Origin of the sequence: Microcoleus asticus IPMA8 (assembly GCF_013179805.1) — a bacterium.
GTDB lineage: Bacteria > Cyanobacteriota > Cyanobacteriia > Cyanobacteriales > Microcoleaceae > Microcoleus > Microcoleus asticus.
In genome coordinates this window covers 19,784-22,523 of record NZ_SRRZ01000126.1, presented here as the reverse complement: position 1 = coordinate 22,523, position 2,740 = coordinate 19,784, and the positions used below count along the sequence as shown (strand labels likewise).

Here is a 2,740-nt window from a genome sequence, read left to right as displayed (position 1 = left end):
GCAGTTGTAAGTTATTCATTTTTTATTGTCACAATCAAGTATTGCATATAATTGTATCATAGTCTTGATAATGATTTAGGATTGCTATAGTTGATTACAGTGAAGCATTTGATCGACTTTGGAAATTAAGGAATCAACTCAAACAGGGGGGACACTGGCGATTATTAAGAGTTGTGTGCGAGAAGCTTTTGCCATTCGTTGAAGAGGGAAAAAAAGCATCCTGCTTAATCCTCCTTGGGGAGATATACCTTGAATTAGGTGATTTAGAAGAAGCCGAACGGCATTTCCAAAAGGCCATTTCAATTGCCCAAGCACAAGGCACTGAAACTGATGTTGAGCTTTGCAGCCTTCAATTAGAACTTATTAACATTATTCGGCAAGAGGATATCTTAGCGGAGATTAGCTTTAACTCAAAAGCAGAGTACAAACGCCTCTATCCAAATCCGTCAGAATTAACAGGATTTAATTTTTTGGAATTTTGGGCAGACTGTAAGAGACAGAATGCAGCCTTGACGGCTGACACACAGCGCAAAATATTGGAATCTCAAAGACAACATTATCGAAAGTTTGTAGCAGAACATGGAGAATCCGACCTTGCTGACACTACTTTTATTCCCCAAATTGGCGAAACATTAGTCAAGCTAGGTGAGGCTGAGCTTAACGCAGGCAATCTGGAAGTTGCAGGGGAAATTTTGCAAGAAGCTCTTGAAGTCGTTAATAATCGCGGCATGATGAAACACATAGCGCTAACGAACTATCATCTAGCCCGACTTGAGCTATTTCTTCACAAGATGGACTTAGCGCAAACCTACTATGCTTGTGCCTGCGATATCCTTCAAAGTCTCGGTGCAGTAAGAGAGCTGAAGCGTATTCAACAGGATTGGGAGCGTATGATGGACGATGGCAATAGGTGATGTAACTTAGATAGTCAAGCGTTAACCCCTATAGCGATATCGCAATTTCAGCAGATTGATTTCCCCCATTACGAGAGCGAAGATGTCAGGTAATTTCCGTATCTAGTCGCTTGAGGAAAAGCAGTAGTTTTCCCTCGCTGAACCGTTGAAACTCTCCGTCCATTAAATGAGAGACTTCTGGTTGTGGAATGCCAAGAAGTTGACTAATTTCGTGCTGTTTCAAGTTCCGTTGTTTCAGGATACGTATTACTTGAATCCCTATTTTGCCTCGCATAAAAAGTTCATCTGCATCCTTCAGACCGAGGTCAGCGAATACGTTGCCACTGCTTTCTTCAACAATCGGTTCTTTTGTCATGGTTGTTCCTCTCTTGGCATGGTATAGTACCCATCTTCGATTCGCATCGACAACTCATGAAAACAGACACCATTTTCTACAGCCTGTTTCAGGAATTTCCCCGCTTCTTCTTTGAACTGATAAATCGTTCCCCAGACGAAGCCGCCGCCTATGAATTCACCTCCCGCGAAATCAAACAACTGGCATTCCGCATCGACGGGTTATTTCTCCCCAAAACCGAAGAACCTGAAAAACCCTTTTACTTAGCTGAAGTTCAGTTTCAACCCGATGCCGACTTGTACTACCGCATCTTTGGCGAACTCTTTCTCTATCTGCGACAATACAAACCCCTCAATCCTTGGCGCGTGGTTGTCATCTATCCCAATCGCCGCATCGAACACGAACAGATGCTGCAATTTCAGGAACTCTTAACCAGTCAGCGCGTCCAACGGATTTACCTCGATGAATTGCCAGAAGCCGCCGATCGATCGCTCGGAGTCAAAGTTGTTAAACTGGTAATCGAGCCAGCAGAGACAGCAGCAGAAAAAGCACGCCAGTCGATCGCAATGGCCCGACAACAGTTGTCCGATTCAACCGTTCTACGCGATTTAATCAACCTCATCGAAACAATTATCGTCTACAAACTCCCCCAGAAAAGCCGCGAGGAAATTGCCGCCATGTTGAATTTAAGCGAACTCAGACAAACTCGATTTTACCAGGAAGTCAAGCAAGAAGGTTTAGAAGAAGGACTCGAACAAGGTGAGCGGCAGGCGAAGTTAGAAGCCATTCGTCGCACGATCGGGTTGGGGATAAATTTAGAGACGATCGCGCAATTATTAGATTTGTCTCTCGAATTTGTTCGGCAAACAATTAACAAAATCCAACGGGAATCGATGTCACTCCCCGAACAAAAGATAGACTCATTTATCGAACTATTAACTCAGCAGCGATCGCTCTTCGGAACCGAACAATTAACCGAACTAGCGCAGCTAATTGAACCCTTATCCGATGAGATCGATGTCCTTTCAGAAGCGATTTCATCCTGGGCTGAAAATTACCCTTCAATTCAGGAAGCTCAAGCCAAACTCCTCGAACCGCTACCGCCGATCGCTAAGGCATCAGAAAAAGCAGCAGTCACCCGAGAAAATAGCGAATCTCAACTCGGCGATCGCCTCAACAAACAAGCTCTCAAAAATGCCATTTTATTGTAGCGCGATCTGCCATATTTCTACTGGCAAATAAACAGAAGCAGATATTGCTCTCTTGCGTCAGGTATTGAGTGGAAGCGATCGCCAAATTGCCACTAAAAAACAGAACAGTCAAAACCCCGACTTATTCAAGAAGTCGGGGTTCTGACAGTAAACAAGTTGAGATTACTTTCTAGTTTAGTCTGCAGGAGCCAGGGAAACTAACAGAGTGATGTTGTCAACGCCGATGACATAAACCGTGTCTCCCGGTGTGAGGGTGATTTGGCGATCGCACCGTGCGGGCC

The 2,740-nt window shown here is 44.4% G+C and carries 3 protein-coding genes; 2 read left to right on the top strand and 1 reads right to left on the bottom strand.

Annotated elements, in window-relative coordinates; genetic code table 11:
• Positions 1–188: 188 nt before the first annotated feature.
• A complete protein-coding gene (locus E5S67_RS25795; RefSeq protein WP_172191378.1) occupies positions 189–914 on the top strand; it encodes a tetratricopeptide repeat protein in 726 nt (241 codons plus the stop codon).
• An 85-nt stretch (positions 915–999) separates the two neighbouring features.
• Here E5S67_RS25795 and E5S67_RS25790 read toward each other — a convergent pair whose 3' ends face one another.
• Positions 1,000–1,269 carry a helix-turn-helix domain-containing protein gene (locus E5S67_RS25790; RefSeq protein ID WP_172191376.1) on the bottom strand — a complete coding sequence of 90 codons (270 nt, stop codon included), beginning with the start codon at positions 1,267–1,269 and terminating at the stop codon, positions 1,000–1,002.
• A 56-nt stretch (positions 1,270–1,325) separates the two neighbouring features.
• Between E5S67_RS25790 and E5S67_RS25785 the strand changes: the two genes are divergently transcribed.
• The gene (locus E5S67_RS25785; RefSeq protein ID WP_172191374.1) at positions 1,326–2,459 is read left to right on the top strand and encodes an Rpn family recombination-promoting nuclease/putative transposase; all 1,134 of its coding nucleotides are present in this window, start codon (positions 1,326–1,328) and stop codon (positions 2,457–2,459) included.
• Positions 2,460–2,740 lie beyond the last annotated feature (281 nt).

Coding starts and splice junctions, on each gene's coding strand:
- E5S67_RS25790 (WP_172191376.1), bottom strand. CDS start 1,269: ATGACAAAAGAACCGATTGTTGAAGAAAGCAGTGGCAACGTATTCGCT.
- E5S67_RS25785 (WP_172191374.1), top strand. CDS start 1,326: ATGAAAACAGACACCATTTTCTACAGCCTGTTTCAGGAATTTCCCCGC.